This window comes from Flavobacterium psychrotolerans (assembly GCF_003097635.1).
GTDB lineage: Bacteria > Bacteroidota > Bacteroidia > Flavobacteriales > Flavobacteriaceae > Flavobacterium > Flavobacterium psychrotolerans.
On sequence record NZ_QCZI01000006.1, the window covers coordinates 154,275 to 169,675 of the forward strand.

Consider the following 15,401-nt stretch of genomic DNA (forward strand, 5'->3'; position numbering starts at 1 on the left):
TATGAAAAGCATATATAAAATAACACTTTTAGTTTGTATTACTATTTTAGTTTCGTCTTGTCATGATAATTCGAAACCTAATTATCAATACATGCCTAACATGTATGAGCCAGTAAGTTATAATACTTATTCTCAATCTGACGCATTCAAAAATGGTAAAGAAGGACAGTTGCCTGTTGAAGGTACTATTAATAGAGGTTTTGAACCATACCAATATGAAAATACACCGGCAGGGTATGAATTGGCTAAATTAAACTTGAAATCTCCTTTGGATTCTTTATCTAATGATTCTGAAAAAGGCAAGGCATTATTTGAAATATATTGTGCTATTTGTCATGGTAATGCAGGGGATGGCAAAGGGAAGTTGGTTACTCAAGGTAAATATTTAGGAGTTCCAAATTACAAAGACAGACCAATTACGGAAGGCAGTATTTTTCACGTTCAAACGTATGGTTTAAATGCTATGGGATCTTATGCCAATCAATTGAATGCACACGAACGTTGGTTAGTTTCTTCCTATGTGTTAGAACTAAAAAGCAAATTATAATTGTAGAACAAACTGATCTTAATAGATATGTACACATTTTCAAGTAAATTAAAAACATTCGCCCTCATCCTGATGATTTTAGGTGTTTTAGGGATTGGATATGGTTTTTTAACTGCCCCGAAAGATATTCAAGAAGTTGAAAAAATACTTGCAGCAGATGCTCATGAAGGCCATCATGAAGCTCATGCCGTTGCTGTCGAGAACAGCATTCAAGAGGCAGCTGAACATAAAGAGCATTTAGAACATGTTTTACACCAATTACAAAACAAGCCTTGGGCTGCTTTATATGTTGCTTGTATTTTCTTTATGCTGGTTTCAATGGGTGTTTTAGCGTTTTATGCCATTCAACAGGTGGCACAAGCAGGTTGGTCTCCGGTTTTATTTAGAGTAATGCAGGGTATAACAGCTTATTTGCCAGTCGGGTCTGTAATTTTCTTCGTTTTTTTAGTGCTTTGCGGATTGCATTTTAATCACTTGTTCATATGGTTGGATCCCGAAGTTGTTGCTCACGATAAAATTATAGCTAACAAATCAGGTTATTTAAATTTTCCTTTTTGGATTGTTAGAGCAGCTATATTTTTGATTGGTTGGAATCTTTACCGATACTTTTCTAGGAAAAATTGTTTGGCTCAGGATGAATCTAAAGACGATAGTTTTTATAAAAAGAATTTTAACATATCTGCTATGTTTTTAGTATTCTTTATCGTAACGGAATCCATCATGTCTTGGGATTGGATTATGTCAATTGATCCTCATTGGTCTAGTACATTGTTTGGATGGTACGTATTTGCAAGTTTCTTTGTTAGTGGTATTACTACAATATGTATGGTTACATTATATTTAAAATCAAAAGGGTATTTAGAAAACGTAAATACAAGCCACATACACGATTTAGCTAAATTTATGTTTGGTATCAGTGTATTCTGGACTTACTTATGGTTCTCACAATTCATGTTGATTTGGTATGCTAACATTCCAGAAGAGGTAACCTATTTTGTGACTAGAATTCAATTGTATAACCTACCATTTTTTGGAGCTGTAGTTATGAATTTTGTATTCCCTATTTTGATTTTGATTAATACTGATTTCAAGAGAATTACTTGGGTATTGGTTATGGCTGGAACTGTAATTTTATTTGGTCATTATATTGATTTCTTTAATATGATTATGCCTTCTACTGTGGGCGACCAATGGTTTATTGGTATTTCAGAAATTAGCTCAGTATTTTTCTTCTTTGGATTATTTATTTTTGTTGTCTTTACTGCTTTAACGAAAGCCCCTTTGATGCCAAAAAGAAATCCTTATATTGAGGAAAGTAAACATTTTCATTATTAATATTAAAAGTAAAAACAGATGACAAGTTTGTTGGTAATTATAGTTCTAGTTTTATTATCTATTGCATTATGGCAATTAACTAAGATATTTGATCTGACTCAAGTGGGAGAAAATTCAAATAATTCTCAAGTGGCCAATGATGATGATAATAACACACAAGGTTATTTGATGTTTGGCTTCTTGGCATTCATTTATATTTTTACGATTTATGGATTGTTTCAATGGGGAGGTCTTGTTCTTCACACTCCTGCTTCCGAACATGGAGCTCTTGTGGATAATTTGATGAACATCACTTGGATTTTGATTTTCATAGTTCAGGCAATCACTCAAGTTTTGCTGCATTATTTCGCTTTTAAATACAGAGGGAATAAAGAACGTAAAGCCTTATATTTTGCTGATAACAATAAATTAGAGGCCATTTGGAGTGTAATTCCTGCTATTGTTCTTGCGGGTTTAATTCTTTATGGATTGTATGCGTGGACAAATATTATGTTTGTTGATGAAGACGAAGATGTTGTTGTGGTTGAATTATATGCACAACAGTTTAAATGGACTGCAAGATATTCAGGTGAAGACAATGTTTTAGGTAAGGCAAATGTGAGGTATATCGAAGGTGTTAATGTTTTGGGAGTTGATTTATCCGATAAAAATGCTCAGGATGATAAAGTAGTTTCTGAATTGCATCTTCCAAAAGGTAAAAAAATCCTTTTTAAAATGAGATCTCAGGATGTGTTGCATTCTGCATACATGCCACACTTTAGAGCACAAATGAATTGTGTTCCGGGTATGGTAACTCAATTCGCTTTTACACCTATTTATACTACTGTAGAAATGAGGGATATGGCTTTCATGCAGGAAAAAGTGGCAAATATTAATGCAATACGAGCCAAAAAAAGTATTGATTTAGTAGCAAAAGGAGAAACAGCACTAGATCCATATACTTTCGAATATTTATTGTTATGTAACAAAATTTGTGGAGCATCTCACTACAATATGCAAATGAAAATTGTTGTTGATACACCCGAAGATTATAAAAAATGGTTAAATGAAAAACCAACTTTAGCGGAAGAAATTAAAGCCGCTAATGTCCCAGCGCCTGAAACAGATGTTAATGTTAAAGGTGTTGATTCTGCAAAAGCAAAAGATGGAAAAATGATTGCTCAAGTAGCATTAAAATAAAAGTTTAAAATAAAAGAAATAAAGTATGTCAGCAGCAGTTATAGATCACGGTCACGATCAAGAACATGATCACGAACACCACCATAAAGATACTTTTATAACCAAATATATATTTAGTATCGACCATAAGATGATTTCCAAACAATACCTTATTACAGGTATATTTATGGGGATAATAGGTGTAGGGATGTCGATGCTTTTTCGTATGCAACTGGCCTGGCCTGAAGAGTCTTTCAAAATTTTCAATTTTTTGTTGGGGGATAAATTTGCTCCAAACGGAGTGATGACAAATGATATTTACCTGTCTTTGGTTACTATTCATGGAACCATAATGGTTTTTTTCGTTTTGACCGCAGCTTTAAGTGGAACTTTCAGTAATTTATTGATTCCACTTCAAATTGGTGCACGTGATATGGCTTCGGGATTTTTGAATATGATTTCCTACTGGTTGTTCTTTTTATCAAGTGTAGTAATGGTTAGTTCCCTTTTCGTGGAATCGGGACCCGCAAATGCTGGTTGGACTATTTATCCTCCATTAAGTGCCTTGCCTCAGGCGATAGGTGGTTCTGGAATGGGAATGACTTTGTGGTTAGTCTCTATGGCTATATTTATTGCTTCTTCTTTAATGGGATCTTTAAATTATATTGTTACAGTAATCAATTTGAGAACTAAAGGGATGTCTATGACAAGACTTCCACTTACAATTTGGGCTTTCTTTGTTACAGCAATCATTGGTGTTGTTTCTTTTCCGGTATTATTATCTGCAGCATTATTGTTGATCATGGATAGAAGTTTTGGGACATCATTCTTCTTGTCTGATATTTATATTGCAGGTGAAGTATTGCATTATCAAGGTGGTTCTCCAGTTTTGTTTGAACATTTATTTTGGTTCCTTGGTCATCCTGAAGTATATATTGTATTATTGCCGGCTTTAGGTATTACTTCAGAAGTTATTGCTACGAATTCCCGTAAACCAATTTTCGGTTACAGAGCGATGATTATGTCCATTTTGGCAATTGCATTTTTATCAACTATAGTTTGGGGGCACCACATGTTTATATCAGGAATGAATCCATTTCTAGGTTCGGTGTTTACTTTCACAACCTTACTTATTGCAATTCCATCTGCTGTAAAAGCCTTCAATTATATTACAACACTCTGGAAAGGAAACTTACAGTTAAATCCAGCGATGTTGTTTTCTATAGGTTTAGTATCCACGTTTATTACCGGCGGTTTAACAGGAATTATTCTTGGAGATAGTACTTTGGATATTAATGTTCACGATACGTATTTTGTAGTAGCTCACTTTCACTTGGTGATGGGTATATCTGCTCTTTATGGAATGTTTGCGGGTATTTACCATTGGTTTCCAAAAATGTTCGGTAGAATGTTGAACAAAAATTTAGGGTATATTCACTTTTGGGTAACTGCAATTTGCGCTTACGGCGTGTTTTTTCCGATGCACTTTATAGGTTTAGCGGGTTTACCAAGACGGTATTACACAAATACGAATTTTCCTTTATTTGATGATTTGCAAAATGTTAATGTATTGATCACTACTTTCGCTCTTATTGGAGGTGTTTTTCAACTGGTATTTTTATACAACTTCTTTAGCAGTATATTCTACGGTAAAAAATCAGTTCAAAATCCTTGGAAATCGAATACATTAGAATGGACTGCGCCAATGGAGCATATTCACGGAAACTGGATAGGAGAAATTCCTCACGTGTACCGATGGCCTTACGATTACAGTAAGCCGGGTCATGATGAAGATTTCGTGCCTCAAAATGTACCAATGAAAGAAGGGGAAGAGCAATTACACCACTAGGATTCATTAAAATTATAAAAATGCCTTTCCAAAACGAAAGGCATTTTTATTTGTTCCTAACTTTGTTATATTTGTAACATGAATGAAAATTTAGACCCAACAAACAACAACTATAACCCAGAGGAACTTGATCTCGAAAAAAAATTGAGGCCACTCTCTTTTGAAGATTTTTCGGGTCAGGATCAGATATTAGAAAACCTAAAAGTTTTTGTTGAAGCCGCTAATCAAAGAAACGAAGCCTTAGACCACACCCTGTTTCATGGGCCACCAGGTTTGGGGAAAACCACTTTGGCAAATATTTTAGCCAATGAGTTAGGGGTAGGGATAAAAATTACTTCCGGGCCCGTTTTAGACAAGCCTGGAGATTTAGCAGGATTGCTCACTAATCTCGATGAACGGGATGTGCTTTTTATTGACGAGATTCACCGTTTAAGCCCCATTGTGGAAGAATATTTATATTCAGCCATGGAAGACTTTAAAATCGATATTATGATTGAATCCGGGCCAAATGCCAGATCGGTTCAAATCAATCTCAATCCCTTTACGTTAATTGGTGCGACAACACGTTCCGGATTATTGACGGCTCCCATGCGTGCCCGATTTGGAATCCAGAGCCGTTTGCAATATTATACCACAGAATTATTGACAACCATTGTTCAGCGTAGTGCCGCCATTATAAAAATGCCCATTACCATGGAAGCCGCCATAGAAATTGCCGGAAGAAGCAGGGGAACACCTCGTATTGCCAATGCATTATTGCGTCGGGTTCGTGATTTTGCCCAAATCAAGGGAAACGGAAAAATTGACATAGAAATTGCCCGCTATTCGCTTAAAGCATTAAATGTCGATGCGCATGGCTTGGATGAAATGGACAATAAAATCCTCACTACCATCATCGATAAATTTAAAGGTGGGCCGGTAGGATTATCCACTTTGGCAACAGCCGTATCAGAAAGCAGCGAAACCATCGAGGAAGTCTATGAACCCTTTTTGATTCAGGAAGGATTCATCATGCGAACGCCAAGAGGCCGTGAAGTAACTGAAAAAGCCTACAAACATTTAGGAAAGATTAAAAACAACATTCAAGGGGGATTGTTTTAGGGCATTCCCTCCAGTCGGGCTTTCCACTATATCCACGCTAAAAAGCGTGGGATACCGCTACAATCCCTAATGCAAAATGAATAACAAACAAGATTATACCCATTTCATCAAATCCGAAGCCCTACGCCTTGGGTTTTTGTCTTGTGGGATATCAAAATCTGGTTTTCTAGAAAAAGAAGCCCCACGATTGGAGAATTGGTTAAACCAAAATCGGAACGGGCAAATGGCCTATATGGAAAATCATTTTGACAAACGGTTGAATCCAAGCCTATTGGTTGATGATGCCAAAAGCGTGATTTCCTTATTGCTGAATTATTATCCCTCAGAATTTCAAGAAGTCAACAGCTATAAAATTTCCAAATATGCCTATGGACAGGATTACCATTTTGTCATCAAAGAAAAGTTAAACGAATTGCTCCATTCAATAAATGAAACAATCGGTGAAGTTTCCGGACGCGCTTTTGTCGATTCTGCACCTGTTTTAGACAAAGCTTGGGCTGCTAAAAGTGGTTTGGGTTGGATAGGAAAAAACAGCAACTTAATCACCAAATCTGTCGGCTCATTTTATTTTATCGCAGAGCTCATTGTCGATTTGGAACTCGAAAACGATTATGCCTCAACAGAACATTGCGGAACCTGCACCGCTTGCATTGATGCGTGTCCCACAGAGGCCATTGTGGCTCCTTATGTTGTTGACGGCAGTAAATGTATTTCTTATTTTACCATTGAGCTTAAGGACAATATTCCCGCAGAAATGAAAGGAAAGTTTGATGATTGGACTTTTGGTTGTGATATTTGCCAAGATGTTTGCCCTTGGAACAAATTCTCTAAAGCGCATAGTGAACCTCTTTTTATTCCTAATCCTGATTTGCTTTCTATGACTAAAAAAGATTGGGAAGAAATTACAGAAGAGACTTTTAAAGTAGTTTTTAAAAATTCGGCGTTAAAGAGAACAAAATATGAAGGTTTGAAAAGGAACGTTGATTTTTTGAAGAGATTATAAAGTTAAATCTAGCGCTAAAGTTAGCTAGAATTTTATCGGTAATTCAAGAACTCAAAAAAGGTATAAATCCTGATTCTTTACTCCTATTTTTTATTATTTTCAACTTCAAATGAAGTTATATGTGAATCTTTTTTCATAATAAAGCAATAAAAAATGAAGTTACAAATAATGAGATTTTAAAAATTAAGGAATTGAAATGATGCTCTATACACTTTTATAAAACGTCGGAAATTAATACCATCAATAAAACAAGTTGTTTTAGTGATGCCAGAATCTAGAAAATAATCTTAGAATATAAATTTATTTTTTTACCTTAGGCAAATTGTATATGATAAATCGCATTTTCATCAGTGCTCAAAACAGTAATTTATGATTCGTGTTTTTAAGAAAGTATTAATACACCCCGTTTTTATATTTTTTTTGATAGCACTATTGGAGTGTATTCCTTATCATCCCATCAGTGAAAAGATTGCTCAATATGAAATGCCGAAAGTGGGAGATAATTTTGGAATACTCAATGACCAGTCGATTTATTATTATTCAGGAAAAGGGAAATATTCGTATCCATCAGTAGAATGTTATTTCAGTTTGGGAAATCCGACTTTTGACACGCCTTATAAAGATGGGGGAATTAAAACAATTGCTAAGTCTATTGCAGATCAAATTCCGTTGTTAGGCAGCATGTGTGGCAAAGAAAAATTAAAAGTTGTAAAAAATAAAAATAATATTCCTCTAAAAAGATATTTTTCTACAAATTATCTTCTGGATAATTTTTCTAATCTTTCCCATGTACTGAGTTACTTGATTTTAGCATTTTCAATATTATTTTATGTTAAATATAGAAACAACAATTATTTTCTTGCTTTTTTTTTCTGTTTTTTAGGGGGAGGCCTTCTTGAGTTTGTTCAATATTTCTTTATTGTGGGAAGGACAGCTAGTTATCAAGACCAGGTGCTAAACTGTGTTGGTGCAATTTTGGGAATAATGTCGTTCTGGTTTTTTAAAAAGCTGGTGTTTTGGAAATATATTTAAATTTTTGAGATTGATTCCTTTTCTCTGTATTTCTTTGTCATAAAATCTAACAAATAACCCGAATATTTCTATTCGGGTTTTTAAATGACTGCATCAAATCCTGTTTAAAAAATGGTTGAAATAATCGATATTCAGCATTATAAATGAGTAAAGCATATTTTTTTTATGTTTTACACTACCTTTTAATCTTTTAATGTTTTTTTACGCCCAGTAAAACACATTCAACGTTAAAATAAATGAGCTACTAGGGCCTACGTGTATCCGCATTCTATGTAAAAAACAGCACACACACAAAATTAAACAACGCATCGAGTTGTTGAGGGATTTCAAGTAATTATTTTTTTTATTTTGTTATTATTCAGAGGCTAAAGGCTTATTAGTCATTAGTCAATATGATAAATATCATATCATTTCATATTTGGTATAATTAACTTTGGGATTGAGTTTCATTAGTGTGTAATCACAATGAGAATTCAGGGTGAAACCGAAAACCATATAAGTAGGAAAATTTAAATTATCTTGTTATGAAAAATTTTACTTTAATTTTAGTTATGATAGTCTTTGGATTGTCAAGTGCTACATTATTAGCACAAGGTAGTTGGAGTTTGCAAACCAATCCAACTAACAAAGCGGGGGAATCAATGCAATTTGTAAGTGCCGCAGAAGGTTGGATAGGATTATCTTCAAATCAGTTATTGCACACCACAAATGGTGGCGAATTGTGGAGTGTTGTAACTCCTAATAGTACAGATGTCACTTTCGGTGTAGATGCACCTGGTTCTAGAGTTAGTTTTATTAACCCTTCTACCGGTTGGGTTATGAAAACGTTGTCAAATACAAATGGAGATATGCTGGGTGCCGTATTATACAAAACCACAAATAGTGGAGGTACTTGGAGTCGAACTGTACTTTCAACTACTGCAGGGGATGCGGGAGTACAAGTCCAATTTGTAGATGCTACCCATGGCTGGGTGCTAATTTATAATATGACTACAGGAACTCCCACTTTTAAAAAAACCATAGATGGAGGAACTACGTGGACAACAACGAATGGTGGTGGAATTTTCTATTATGTGGATACAACAACTGGCTATTCATTTTCTGCAGGTCCAAATATGTTGCCTCCTTACACTATTTATAAAACAACTGATGGTGGAAGCAATTGGTCACCGCAATTTGTGGATAATACTTCAGGTGATATGAATGCTATTCAGTTTACAGATGCGAATCAGGGGTGGATTGTTGGTAGAAATGGTAAAATATTCCAAACCACTAATGGTGGAACCACTTGGACTCAAATATCCAACAGTGCTTTCAATACTAGTTATGATTATATTGCATTGTCATTCATAAATGGCTCAACGGGATGGATAGCATACAAAAACAACACTAACGGTAATCAATACATGTTGGCTACTACTAATGGCGGTTCAACATGGTCAACAGAGGCACTGCCATTTAGCTATAAAGTTTATAGTATGGATTTTTGGGATGCCAATAATGGCTGGGCAACTGCAGATTATGGTCCTATAGTTAAATATAGTGTTTCAACTGGTTCTTATTCAAACTCAACTTTAAATGGGCCTTGGTTTTTTTATACTGACTTGACTCCTATTGATCCCTATAATGATAATTTGAATTATTTTGTTTTTGATGGAAACGGAAATATAATAGGAATGAATGGTTTTGGTGGTCCATGGACTGGTAATTATACCGTTAGTGGAAGTGGTGTCATTTCTGGAACTTTAACTGATGGAAGTGAAAGTTTTCCAATTGGCGGTCAACTCACTTCAAATACTGAAGGAATAGGTTCGGCAGGAGGGCAAAACTGGAGATTCCACAAAATCGCCAATCCTGGTGTGTTGAAAGACAAAATTGTTGGAACATTATCAACTGACAATTGTGGTTTTAGAAACGTTACCTTAAATATTGACAATAATGGGAATATCACCTCTGCCACAGGATTAACAGGGCCTGTTTCTGGGAGGGTTTACGCTGATTTAGGGGTTTATGTTGGTCACATGATTACTGGAGAAGCTCCAAGTTGGCATGAAGTTTCTATTTGGGGATACTACAGTAACGACAATTTAATCGGTCAACTTGGATTAGATTCTAAAAGTTGTAATAATAGATTATCTAATTTGGTTCGCTCTGACAACTTAGGTATCAATGATAACTATTTTGGTGGTAAAAATATTATTCTTTACCCTAATCAAAATAATGGTTTATTCTATATTGATGTTAAAGAACCTACAGAAAAATTACAAATAGAGATTTATAATGTTATAGGTCAAAAAATGTTTGAAGCCACAAATACTGATCAAAAAGTAACTAATGAAATATATTTTGAGCCTCAGAGCAAAGGTCTTTATTTTATAAAAATCTATGATGGCAAAAAGGTTTTTAAAGATAAAATACTGATCAACTAAAGGAATTGATGTTTCATTAATTCTAAATAATGTACATTGAAAAGGCACGATAAATAAAACTTGATTTTCAAAAGGGGAGCTACAGACTTTTAAAACAAATTCAATTGTTTTACACTGTAATTCATAGGAATGAAAAAAACGTCTTAATTAATTGATAGTCAATTTGTTAAGACGTTTTGTTTTGTGGTACCTCCAGTACCATTTTTACTCAAAAACATCAATTATAGTAACTTCCTAAATCATTGACAAAAACTAATAAAGTCAATAAAATCAACACTTTACAAAGTATTTTTGCATTGAATAGGTTTGGATAAGTTTGTATATATTTTGGTTTAACCGTACAAATGCCGTACAAATTTTGTATATTTGTGTGTGATTAAATATGCATAAAGATGGCTACAATTAACTTTTTATATCGTTCAACAAAAGAAGAAGCTCCAATAACTTTGAGGTTGTTATTCAGAAATAATAATACTGATTATGTATTTGCAACTAATACCCGGTATGTTGTTACTAAGCATTATTGGACAAAACAACACGATATCAAAAAGCCAAAAGAATTGGCTGTAGTTAACAAACAGCACGAGGTAACAGAAGAACTCAATAAGATTGAAAAACACGTTCTAACTGCGTTTAATAACGTTAGTGCTGGTGCTGTTAATAAAGAATGGTTGCAAAACCAAATAGCGTTGTACTACAATCCACCAGTTCCAAAAGAGCAGCTTCCAAATGATCTAATTGGTTATTTTGACAAGTATCTTGAATTTAAGAAAAACGAGATTACTCCAAACACAAAAAAGAAAATCAATGTTATCAAGCAGCTTTTAATTCGTTACGTTGATTACACTAAAAAACCTTTAAACCTTACCGATGTTGATGGCAATTTCAAAATGAGTTTTGAGGCCTATTGTTTGGAAAATCTTTATGCTCCAAATACTATTGCAACAGCTTTGAAATTTATTAAGACAATCTGCAATCACGCAAAATCTTACGGATTGGATATAAGTGTTCAATTAGGCAATATAAAAATCAAGCAAACAAAAGTAGATAGTGTTTATTTGACATTTGAAGATTTAGAAAAAATTGAGAAAACGGACAAAAGCAAGTTTAAAGATAGTCTGATTAATGCTAGAGATTGGTTAATTATCAGCTGCTATACAGGGCAAAGAATTTCAGATTTTATGAGATTTACCGATAAGCAAATAAGAGTTGAAAACGGTAAAAGTTTATTAGAATTTACCCAGGTGAAAACAGGTAAAAATATGACCGTTCCATTACATAAAAAAGTATTGGAAATCCTTAAAAAAAGAAAAGGCAAATTTCCTTATGCCATATCTGACCAGAAATACAATGCCTATATTAAAAAGGTTTGTGAAATAGCAGAAATTGAAGAACAAGTATCTGGAAGCAAAAAATCCGAAACAGAAGAAGATAGCGGAATATATCGTAAAGAAGCAGGAACTTTTAAAAAATGGGAACTTGTAACTTCCCACATTGGAAGACGCTCTTTTGCAACCAATTTTTATGGTAAAATTCCAACAACCTATCTAATATATGTTACAGGACACAGTACAGAAACTATGTTTTTGACTTATATTGGAAAAAGCAACAAAGATTTGGCAATGGAATTAGTGAACTACTTTTGATAGGTTTTAGTTAGTTTGGATTTATTTTGATATTTTCACATTCTGAAACTTAAATTTAATTAATGGGAGAGTTTAGCAAAAGAGAAATTGAAATATATGACAGGATTGCAAACTTAATTGGAGGTGAAATGGTCACAATTGAATTCAATATAAAGGATAAGAGCAAACTTGAATTTTTATTATGCTCTACTTTAGAGGAAAAACAAAAAGTTACCAAAAAGAAAGTAAAAAGATTTAAAAAAGAAATTGATAATTGTAGTGAAGAAATTGCAGGTTATTTGCTTGTATTAGCTGATATTTTTGATAATGGTCAATATTATTTAGAGCAGGGAAATGTAACTAAAAGTTTTATAAGTGATTATTATGATGACCTCGTACAGATTTTAGTCAAAGAAAACAAAGACATTTCAGATTTATATGATTTAGAAGATATTATCACATCAAATGGTTATGATTATCAACTTATAGTAGATTATATTTTTGGTGTAAGTAATATGTATTTCTACCAGTATTATAAATCCCTTCTTGATATTCCTCTAGATGAGCCATTGTCAGATGAGCAAATCCATTTGTTAAACAAAAAAGAAAACACCCAAAAAATAAACGCAACAATCCAGGATTATAAAAAAGCCATTTATTCTGGATATTTTGAGGACTGTTTAAAAACTATGGACGAAGACGGCAAACCCAATATGTATTATTATTCAACTTTAATTTCTAATTGGAGAAAACAAAGAAGCGATGAGATTTTACAAAACCCGGCTTTATTCGAAAGAATTCAATTACTCCAGAGTTACAATAATATCTTATCTTTATTAATGAAAGAAATTGTTGGCTTATTCGAAAATATTGTGAAAGGTGTTCCAAATGAAAGACTTCAAAACGCAATTATGAATTCCATTAATTTTAAATGCGATAAAATTTCCAGTAGTTTAGATAGTATAAAAAATTTTGCTCAGATCATTAACCATAACATCAATACCAATGATTTTTATTTGGCAATCAAAATTCAGAATTATTGCTTGCTGATGTTTGATGATAGTGTCAAACTGATAGAAGACCAGTTATTTATAAGGATTCATAATAGTCCATTAAATGAAAAATTTCAATCGGCAAGAAAGGCCATTGACGATGCAATAGATTTTGAAAAACTAAAGCTATTAAAAGAATTAAGTGAAAGTAAATTAGGGGAACAAACTTCCATATCCGAAGCTATTGGGAATAGTAACGAAAAATCTTCTAATATGAGTATTGATAATTCTATTGTAAAAAATCAAGTAAACCCATATCCGCAAGTATTTTCTAATGTAAAATCGTTTCAACTATTCGAAAAATTATTTAATCAATTCAAGGATGGCAATAGTAAAATGGCGGATTTTAGTTTCATATACAGAAAAATGGTAGAGGACAATTATATTTTTAGTCACTTCAAACCTCAAATGTTTATTGAATGGGTTAACAAAGAACCTTTTAAAATAAACCTTGATAAAATAAAAACGCTAAACGAATGTAGTACAAGTCAAAAAATCAATACCTATACTACCACAAAAGAACTTATTCAAATAAATTAGATTACCGTTCTATAAATAGAACGAAAACAGTCCGTACAAAGAATGGTAGCGGGTTGATACTAGAATGCTCTTCATAATAATTTTGCCTTGTTAATAATTTGTAAAACAAGGTATTATGGAAAACAACGCAATCCTATTAAAAGAACTATCGGTTGAACAACTTCAACAATTGATAGGCACATCCGTAAAAAACGGAATTCAAGAATTTCAAAAAGATCTTCAAACAAAAGACAACTCCGAAGAATTGCTCTCCCGAGATGAAGCTTGTAAATTCCTCAAAATCGACAGCAGCACTTTATGGGCTTGGACGAATAAGGGAAAAGTTACGGCTTATGGCATTGGAGCAAGGCGTTATTACAAAAGGAGTGAGTTGTTGGAATGTCTAACCTTATTAAAAAAGTAAGGTATGCCATATTACGAACCAACCGAAAAAACGTTTCTTGAAATAAAAGAACAGCTAAAAGACTTAAAAGCAATTCTAACAAAATCCCAATTACTCAATCCAGACGATTTGTTTTGTGACAACGAAGAGTTTCTCAAAATAATGAAAATCAGCAGGCGTACATCGCAGTTTTGGAGGAACACAGGAATTATTGGTTTTGTTCAAATTGGCAATAAAATTTATTTCCGACTAAAGGATATTCAAGAATTACTAAACAAGAACTACAAGCCAGCTAATAAAAAATAATAGAATTAATAAATCCTAAAGATGCTAGATTTATTAAAATTCAGAATTATAGATAAAATTCTAATAGATACCGTTTGGAATAACGATCTATTAGAATATGTTGGCAAATCGGAAAGATTGTATAGTGATGAAATTAAAGAAAAGCAAACCAAGAAGTACAAAAATCTTTATTTTACAAAACACCAAAACCGATTAGAAATTAGTGGAAGCATACATTATTTTTTCAATGATGAATTACACAATGCCGACGATTTTTATATAGAATATTGTATCAACGCTATTATTCAAATCAAGAATTTATTTAACCTTGATTTGAACAAATGCTACCTTGTTAATCTTGAATACGGTGTAAACATCAATCCAAGAATAAAAGTTTCCGATTTAATCCATAATTTAATCTACCACGAAAAACGACAGTTTGCAAGAACAACAACCTATTTTGACTATAAGCAAGCAGGAAATGAAGCCTACAAACAAATAAAAGCCTATGATAAAAGTGTGCAATTTCCACACGAGTGCGAAAACACTTTTAGATTTGAAATTCGAACAAGACAAGCAAAATTCATTCACAGTCTAGGATTATTTACGTTGCAAGATTTAACTATTATTGACAACTACAATGTACTAATAGCTTCTTTACTCAAAGAATGGGATAATATTTTGCTATTCGATTTATCCAAAGACATTGATACTAAATTTTTCAATACTAACTTTTGGGAAGATATTCTAAAAAACGGAAGCCGGAACAAATTCAACAATCAAAAGAAGCTTTATCATAAAAAATTAGGTACTGATAATCTTCACACCAACATTAGAAAAATCATAGAACGAAGAACCAAATATTTAAAATGTGTGCATATTCCAACTATTACAAAGATGGAAACTGCACAGGTAAGAATTGTGTTTTAGAGTTTAGATTGAATTAATAAAGAGTTTTTTACCAAATCTTACTTTATTAGATGTTTTACCACTTTTACATTCCACTGCTTTTTTGTATCATTGTATCATTATAATTAAATCAACTTCAATGAGTTTTACGTCA

13 protein-coding genes are annotated in these 15,401 nt (G+C 33.1%); all 13 read left to right on the forward strand.

Features of this window, described 5'->3' with window-relative positions:
- Position 1 precedes the first annotated feature (1 nt).
- The 13 genes from DB895_RS06735 (at position 2) to DB895_RS06795 (ending at position 15,268) form a co-directional block, all read left to right on the forward strand.
- Positions 2-547: a c-type cytochrome gene (locus DB895_RS06735; protein WP_116724598.1), complete on the forward strand. Its 546-nt coding sequence runs from the start codon at positions 2-4 to the stop codon at positions 545-547.
- 27 nt (positions 548-574) lie between these two features.
- Complete coding sequence (locus tag DB895_RS06740; protein ID WP_116724599.1) at positions 575-1,882, forward strand: cation-translocating P-type ATPase; 1,308 nt, start codon at positions 575-577, stop codon at positions 1,880-1,882.
- 18 nt (positions 1,883-1,900) lie between these two features.
- On the forward strand, positions 1,901-3,061 hold the full coding sequence (locus DB895_RS06745) for a cytochrome c oxidase subunit II (protein ID WP_116724600.1): 1,161 nt from the start codon (positions 1,901-1,903) through the stop codon (positions 3,059-3,061).
- A 25-nt stretch (positions 3,062-3,086) separates the two neighbouring features.
- A complete protein-coding gene (locus DB895_RS06750) occupies positions 3,087-4,889 on the forward strand; it encodes a cytochrome c oxidase subunit I (protein ID WP_116724601.1) in 1,803 nt (600 codons plus the stop codon).
- A gap of 78 nt (positions 4,890-4,967) precedes the next feature.
- Positions 4,968-5,990: a Holliday junction branch migration DNA helicase RuvB gene (ruvB, locus tag DB895_RS06755; protein WP_116724602.1), complete on the forward strand. Its 1,023-nt coding sequence runs from the start codon at positions 4,968-4,970 to the stop codon at positions 5,988-5,990.
- A gap of 76 nt (positions 5,991-6,066) precedes the next feature.
- Complete coding sequence (queG, locus tag DB895_RS06760) at positions 6,067-6,993, forward strand: tRNA epoxyqueuosine(34) reductase QueG (RefSeq protein ID WP_116724603.1); 927 nt, start codon at positions 6,067-6,069, stop codon at positions 6,991-6,993.
- A gap of 369 nt (positions 6,994-7,362) precedes the next feature.
- Positions 7,363-8,025 carry a VanZ family protein gene (locus DB895_RS06765; protein ID WP_116724604.1) on the forward strand — a complete coding sequence of 221 codons (663 nt, stop codon included), beginning with the start codon at positions 7,363-7,365 and terminating at the stop codon, positions 8,023-8,025.
- Positions 8,026-8,549: 524 nt separating this feature from the next.
- Complete coding sequence (locus DB895_RS06770) at positions 8,550-10,454, forward strand: YCF48-related protein (RefSeq protein ID WP_116724605.1); 1,905 nt, start codon at positions 8,550-8,552, stop codon at positions 10,452-10,454.
- A gap of 392 nt (positions 10,455-10,846) precedes the next feature.
- Positions 10,847-12,100 carry a phage integrase SAM-like domain-containing protein gene (locus tag DB895_RS06775; RefSeq protein WP_116724606.1) on the forward strand — a complete coding sequence of 418 codons (1,254 nt, stop codon included), beginning with the start codon at positions 10,847-10,849 and terminating at the stop codon, positions 12,098-12,100.
- A gap of 62 nt (positions 12,101-12,162) precedes the next feature.
- Positions 12,163-13,671 carry a hypothetical protein gene (locus DB895_RS06780; RefSeq protein ID WP_116724607.1) on the forward strand — a complete coding sequence of 503 codons (1,509 nt, stop codon included), beginning with the start codon at positions 12,163-12,165 and terminating at the stop codon, positions 13,669-13,671.
- A gap of 115 nt (positions 13,672-13,786) precedes the next feature.
- Entirely contained in the window at positions 13,787-14,074 is a 288-nt protein-coding gene (locus tag DB895_RS06785; protein WP_116724608.1) for a helix-turn-helix domain-containing protein, read from the forward strand.
- 3 nt (positions 14,075-14,077) lie between these two features.
- Positions 14,078-14,359, forward strand: coding sequence for a helix-turn-helix domain-containing protein (locus tag DB895_RS06790; RefSeq protein WP_116724609.1), 282 nt, complete (start codon positions 14,078-14,080; stop codon positions 14,357-14,359).
- A 21-nt stretch (positions 14,360-14,380) separates the two neighbouring features.
- Entirely contained in the window at positions 14,381-15,268 is an 888-nt protein-coding gene (locus DB895_RS06795) for a hypothetical protein (RefSeq protein WP_116724610.1), read from the forward strand.
- Positions 15,269-15,401 lie beyond the last annotated feature (133 nt).

Excerpts from the sequence above, each read along its gene's own strand:
- DB895_RS06735 (WP_116724598.1), top strand. The coding sequence starts at position 2 with ATGAAAAGCATATATAAAATAACACTTTTAGTTTGTATTACTATTTTA.
- DB895_RS06780 (WP_116724607.1), top strand. The coding sequence starts at position 12,163 with ATGGGAGAGTTTAGCAAAAGAGAAATTGAAATATATGACAGGATTGCA.
- DB895_RS06770 (WP_116724605.1), top strand. The coding sequence starts at position 8,550 with ATGAAAAATTTTACTTTAATTTTAGTTATGATAGTCTTTGGATTGTCA.
- DB895_RS06795 (WP_116724610.1), top strand. The coding sequence starts at position 14,381 with ATGCTAGATTTATTAAAATTCAGAATTATAGATAAAATTCTAATAGAT.
- DB895_RS06750 (WP_116724601.1), top strand. The coding sequence starts at position 3,087 with ATGTCAGCAGCAGTTATAGATCACGGTCACGATCAAGAACATGATCAC.
- DB895_RS06765 (WP_116724604.1), top strand. The coding sequence starts at position 7,363 with ATGATTCGTGTTTTTAAGAAAGTATTAATACACCCCGTTTTTATATTT.
- DB895_RS06775 (WP_116724606.1), top strand. The coding sequence starts at position 10,847 with ATGGCTACAATTAACTTTTTATATCGTTCAACAAAAGAAGAAGCTCCA.
- DB895_RS06790 (WP_116724609.1), top strand. The coding sequence starts at position 14,078 with ATGCCATATTACGAACCAACCGAAAAAACGTTTCTTGAAATAAAAGAA.
- DB895_RS06785 (WP_116724608.1), top strand. The coding sequence starts at position 13,787 with ATGGAAAACAACGCAATCCTATTAAAAGAACTATCGGTTGAACAACTT.
- DB895_RS06740 (WP_116724599.1), top strand. The coding sequence starts at position 575 with ATGTACACATTTTCAAGTAAATTAAAAACATTCGCCCTCATCCTGATG.
- ruvB (WP_116724602.1), top strand. The coding sequence starts at position 4,968 with ATGAATGAAAATTTAGACCCAACAAACAACAACTATAACCCAGAGGAA.
- DB895_RS06745 (WP_116724600.1), top strand. The coding sequence starts at position 1,901 with ATGACAAGTTTGTTGGTAATTATAGTTCTAGTTTTATTATCTATTGCA.
- queG (WP_116724603.1), top strand. The coding sequence starts at position 6,067 with ATGAATAACAAACAAGATTATACCCATTTCATCAAATCCGAAGCCCTA.